The sequence below is a fragment of the Actinomadura sp. KC216 genome (assembly GCF_004348535.1).
In the GTDB taxonomy this organism is placed as follows: domain Bacteria; phylum Actinomycetota; class Actinomycetes; order Streptosporangiales; family Streptosporangiaceae; genus Spirillospora.
Map to the genome: position 1 here is coordinate 1 of NZ_SMJX01000463.1, position 4,955 is coordinate 4,955.

The 4,955-nt window shown below is 71.5% G+C and carries 6 protein-coding genes; 2 read left to right on the top strand and 4 right to left on the bottom strand.

The features are described 5' to 3' along the window. Positions 1-27: 27 nt before the first annotated feature. From sigJ to E1264_RS44220, 4 genes are all read right to left on the bottom strand, one after another. Positions 28-930, bottom strand: a complete 903-nt coding sequence (sigJ, locus tag E1264_RS40025; RefSeq protein ID WP_132182368.1) for an RNA polymerase sigma factor SigJ — start codon at positions 928-930, stop codon at positions 28-30. Positions 931-1,011: 81 nt separating this feature from the next. Continuing rightward, positions 1,012-1,749 (bottom strand): SDR family oxidoreductase, encoded by a 738-nt coding sequence (locus E1264_RS40030; RefSeq protein ID WP_132182370.1) that lies wholly within the window; start codon positions 1,747-1,749, stop codon positions 1,012-1,014. Between the two features lie 11 nt (positions 1,750-1,760). After that, positions 1,761-2,279: a helix-turn-helix transcriptional regulator gene (locus tag E1264_RS44215; protein ID WP_165964624.1), complete on the bottom strand. Its 519-nt coding sequence runs from the start codon at positions 2,277-2,279 to the stop codon at positions 1,761-1,763. Continuing rightward, positions 2,267-2,581: a hypothetical protein gene (locus E1264_RS44220; RefSeq protein ID WP_165964625.1), complete on the bottom strand. Its 315-nt coding sequence runs from the start codon at positions 2,579-2,581 to the stop codon at positions 2,267-2,269. The genes E1264_RS44215 and E1264_RS44220 overlap by 13 nt, the downstream gene beginning before the upstream one ends. A 381-nt stretch (positions 2,582-2,962) precedes the next feature. Here E1264_RS44220 and E1264_RS40040 point away from each other — a divergent pair, with 381 nt between their 5' ends. Continuing rightward, a complete protein-coding gene (locus tag E1264_RS40040; protein WP_132182374.1) occupies positions 2,963-4,054 on the top strand; it encodes a hypothetical protein in 1,092 nt (363 codons plus the stop codon). A 44-nt stretch (positions 4,055-4,098) separates the two neighbouring features. Then, a partial coding sequence (locus tag E1264_RS40045; RefSeq protein WP_132182376.1) for a hypothetical protein occupies positions 4,099-4,955 on the top strand: 857 nt, incomplete at its 3' end.

The following is a 4,955-nucleotide window of genomic DNA, read 5'->3' on the forward strand; positions in this document are numbered from 1 at the left end:
GGGCCCGGTGGAGCGGGACGGGCGAGGTCAGCCGGTGTGCGGCTCCTGGACGGTGGTGAGCTTGTCGGGGTTGCGGATGACGTCGATCGCGACGATCCGTCCGGCATCGGCGGTGATCGCCGCCACGGACAGGTGGCCGTCGATCCCGCGCGCGACGACCCCCGGCGCCCCGTTGATCGTGGTCACCCGCATCTCGGGGACGCGGGCGCCGCTGAAGGCGAGCATCGCCGCGGCCACCTCGCCCGCGCCGCGGATGACGCGCGGCACCGTGCTGACCTTGCCGCCGCCGTCGCCGCGGAGCACGACCTCGGGGGCCAGCAGCTCCATCAGCCGGTCGAGATCGCCGTTCCGGCAGGCGGACAGGAACGCCGTGACCAGCGCCCGCTGCTCGTCCTGCGTGGGCGGGAAGCGCGGCCGTCCCTCCGCCACGTGCCGCCGGGCCCGCGACGCGAGCTGCCGCACCGCCACCGTGGAGCGCCCGACGACCTCCGCGACCTCGTCGAAGGGCAGCCCGAACACGTCATGCAGCAGGAACGCCGTCCGCTCGGCGGGCGACAGGCTCTCCATGACGACGAGCATCGCCATGCTGACCTGCTCGTCCATCGTCACCCGGTCGGCCGGGTCGGCGGCGGGGGCCGCGTCCCCGACCAGGGGCTCGGGCAGCCACGTCCCGACGTAGCGCTCACGGCGAGCCCGCGCGCTTCCGAGCGCGTCCAGCGCCAGCCGCCCGACCGTCCGGATCAGCCAGGCGCGGAGATCGCGGATCTCCCCCGGGTCGTCCAGGCCGCGCAGCCGCAGCCACGCCTCCTGGACGCAGTCCTCCGCCTCGGCCAGCGACCCGAGCGTCGCGTAGGCGACGCGGACCAGCCGCGGCCGCTCCACCTCGAAGGCCTGCGCCAACTCGTTCACAACGTCCCGCCGGTAGCTCATACGCCAAGGACGACGCAGCCACCGTTTGCGTGACATGCCCGGCTGGGAGCGGGCCCCTCCAGGCTCCGGCCGAGGCTCCGGCTAGAGGACGAAACCGCCGGTGGCGCGGATGTTCTGGCCCGTGATCCAGCGCCCGTCCGGCCCGGCGAGGAACGCGACCACGTCGGCGATGTCCTCGGGCGTGCCGAGACGGCCGAGCGCCGTGAACGCCGAGGTCTGCTCCAGGGCCTCGGGCGGGTTGGTGTCGCGCAGCAGGTCGGTCTCCGTCGCGCCCGGCGAGACGGTGTTGACCGTGATGTTCCGCGCGCCGAACTCCCGGGCGGCGATCGCGGTGAACTGCTCCAGCGCGGCCTTGCTCGCCGAGTACAGCGCCAGGCCCGGCATCGGCAGGACGGTGTTCAGCGTCGAGATGTTCACGACGCGCCCGCCGTCGCGCAGCAGCGGCTCCGCGCGGCGCATCGCCAGCAGCGGGAACTTCGCGTTGACCGTCATCACCCGGTCGAACAGTTCCAGGGTGATGTCGCGAATGGCGGTCGGCGGGTTGATGGCGGCATTGTTGACGAGAATGTCCAGCCCTTCCTGAGCGTCCTCGACGTGCTCGAACAGCGCGTCCAGGGTTGCCAGGTCTTCCTGGTCGGCGCGGACGGCGACCGCGCCCGCGACCTCCCGGACGAGCGCGTCGGCGGCGTCCTTGTTCTCGCGGTAGCTGAAGACGACCCGTGCGCCGTCCCTGGCGAGCCGCCGGACGACGGCCTTCCCGATTCCGCGTGAACCGCCCGTGACCAGGGCGCTCTTCCCGTCGAGCGGCTTGGCTGTCATGGCTCCCGACGCTAGTCGCTCAGCCGATCCGCGTATTGAAGAAATGCGCGCAGTTCACTCGGGGTGACCCCGGACATCGCGCGCACCTCGCGGTTGAAATGCGGCTGGTCGGCGAATCCGCAGGCGGCCGCCTCCCCGAACGTGCCCGCCGGGCTGCCGAGCACCTGCGCCGCCCGCTGGAATCGCGCGACGCGCGCCACCGTTTTCGGGCTCAGCCCGATCTCCCGCTGGAAGCCGCTCTCCAGCCGCCTCCGTCCGACGCCCAGCTCCGCGGCCAGGGCGGCCATCGTGAGGCGTCCGGCCGTCTCCTGAATCCGCCGCCATCCGCGCGTCGCCGGGCCGTCCGGGCGCTGCTCCGGGCGCAGCTCCCGCCACCCTTCCGGGCGCATCCGGCGGGCGAGGACGTCGTCCAGGACGCGGAAGCGCGCATCCCAGCCGGGCGCGGCGGCCAGCCGCTCCACGAGCTCGCCGGCCGCCCGGCTCCCGAGCAGGTCGTCCAGCCCGGCGGTCGCGCCGGTCAGCGCCCGCATCGGCACCCCGAACAGCGCCCGCGCCCCGGCGGTGTCAGCCCGACCGCGACGCCGCGCCGCCAGGACGGCCCCTCGTGCACCATCGGCGCGGCCCGCGCCCCGAAGACCAGCGGGCCCGGACCGTCCAGGTCGATGATCAACGTGATCAGGCTCAGCGGCAGGACCCGCCGCTTCTCCATCGACCCTGTCCGGAAGGCCCCGTATCCGGCGACGTAGGGACGCAGCCGGGGCGCCGACCGCCGCGCGAGCGCCGCACACCGCTCGCCCTCGACCCGCACCAGCACCGAATGCACCTGTTCCACCCGACCATCCTCCCTTGAAGGGGAGCCGCCGTTGCGACCCACCGGAGTACGGCTTTCTCCCCGTCCACTTGGAAGGGCCGCTTTTCGAGGCCGGTGTGACCGATTCCGCATTAGCCATAGCGGTCCCGGTTCCCGAGCGCTACACTGACGCCGTCGCTTACGACTTTAACATCACGGAAGTTGCCCGCGCATTCTCCCCCGGCCACTTATGTCATGGACATCTGCTATCAGTGTGGTTCTGAATTAGGCTCGCGGACCGCGCATTGCGCGTATTGCGGAATGGCGGTTCTGCCGAGCGCCATTACCGTGGAGGCTCCGGCCCCGGCCGTGGCTTCATCCGCTCCCGCGGCTTCGTCTGCGCCCGCGGCTCCGGCCGCGCCCGTGGCTTCGTCCGTGCCGTCCGGGCCTGTGCTCAGCACGCCGATGGTGTCCCTACCGGGCGTCGCCACCGGTCCCGGGACGCCGGGTGGCGCGCAGTTCCGCCGGCTGCGGCGGCGAACGCTGGTGATTCTCGCCATCGTGCCGATCGTGCTGGTGGGCGGCGGTTTCGCCGCCTACACCGCCCTCAAGCCGCCGACCGCCGAGTCGACGGTCGAGGAGTATTTCGACGAACTCTCCGACGGCGACACCGCCGCCGCGCTCGACCTCGTCTCCGACGCGTCCGAGTATTCGCCGGAAAGCCATCCGCTTCTCGTCCCCAAGGCGCTCTCCGAAGCCGATGACCGGCCGAGCGACCTGCGAATCCTGGGGACGGACATCTTCTCCGGCGCCGGCCGGGACGTGACGTCCGTGCGGGTCTCCTACAAGGTCCGCGGCGACACGGTGACGCAGACGATTCTCGCGGCCAAGGGAACGGACGGCGAGCCCGCGTACGTGCTGCATGAGCCGTTCCTGCTGCTGGGCGTGACGTCCCTGGCGGGACGGCAGCTCACGGTCAACGGGATCGCGGCGGAGCTGAGCACCGAGGATTCCACCTACGTCTTTCCCGGCGCCTACACGGCCACCGCGCAGGGCACCCCGCTGATCGCCGGGGCCACGACGTCCGCCGTGGTGCAGTCCGGGGGCATCGAGGAGCGGGCGGTCGCCGTCGCCGACTTCGGGACGCCGACCATGGCGCCCGGCGCGCAGGCGGCCGTCCAGACGATGGTCAAGGAACAGATCACCAAGTGCGCGCAGAGCACGAGCGGCCAGCCCACCGGTTGCCCGTTCAGCACCTATCTCTTCGGCTCGGTCGAGTCGGTGACGTGGACGATCACCGCCTATCCGACCGTGACCGTGGAGCTGTCGCCCTACCCGTCAGATGACGCGCAGGTCGCCATCTCCTCGGACGCGTACGACGGGGTGGCCCACTACGTCGCGAAGGTCACCGACCCGTTCGGCGGCGGGACCGAGACCGAGACCGGGGACGTCCGCTTCGGCGTGCAGGGGTCGGCGACGGTGGAGGGCGGCCAGATCACCGTGTCCATCAGCTAGACCCCGCGAAGAGACCCCGCGAACCCAGCCCAGATGGAGGACTTGTGACCACCCAACCGGGAACGGCCCAAGGGGGCGGCGGATGGGCCGCCGCGGGGCCGCGCGGAGGCGACATCGCCTACCGCACGCAGTCGTTGAAGTTCGTGCCGATGGAGCTGTCCCTGGACGAGTCCGTCCCGTGGCGTTCGCTCCGCTCGCTTTTCATGCGGGCCTTCATCGTCTCGTTCGCGGTATACCTGCCGTTCTTCTTCCTCGCGTTCATCGGCTTCGTCGTCTGGCTCGGGTCGCAGGGCGGATCCGGCTTCGAGGACTCGGACGGCTCCTCCGGGACCGGGCTGATGTCGATGGGGTGGCTCGGGGTCTTCATCGCGTCCGCCGTGTTCTGGCTGGTCCTGCTGCTCTCCCAGACGGAGGAGCCGATCGCCGAATGGCGGACGCTGCTGGAGAACAAGGCGGCCGCCGCCGATTCGGCGTACGCGGCGATCTACGGCTCGCTGGCCCGGCGGCGGATCCCGGTGAACGTGACGGCCATGCGGATCCGCAGCGACATCCTCGCCCCCGAAGTGGTGAACAACCGGCTGGTCATCGTCGAGCGCCACTACTCCGCCTACGTATCGGTGTTCGCTTACGGCACCAGCCTCTACGTGGGCTGGATGATGTGGCGCAACCGGCGCGGCTACCTGCTCATCGGCACCTTCATCAAGGACCTGGTCGGCAGCATCCTGGGGCGGAGCGGGCTGATCAACCAGATGCTGCGCACCGAGCGGGTGCGCGCGACGCGCGAGGCCGTGCACTCCGCCGTCCGCGAGGGCGTCGAGGTCGCCGTGCAGGGGATCGAGGTGCCGCTCGCGGCGACCTTCGGCCAGGACCTCCCGATCCAGGACCTGATGCCGTCGGCGGC

Coding starts and splice junctions, on each gene's coding strand:
- sigJ (WP_132182368.1), bottom strand. CDS start 930: ATGAGCTACCGGCGGGACGTTGTGAACGAGTTGGCGCAGGCCTTCGAG.
- E1264_RS40030 (WP_132182370.1), bottom strand. CDS start 1,749: ATGACAGCCAAGCCGCTCGACGGGAAGAGCGCCCTGGTCACGGGCGGT.
- E1264_RS44215 (WP_165964624.1), bottom strand. CDS start 2,279: ATGCGGGCGCTGACCGGCGCGACCGCCGGGCTGGACGACCTGCTCGGG.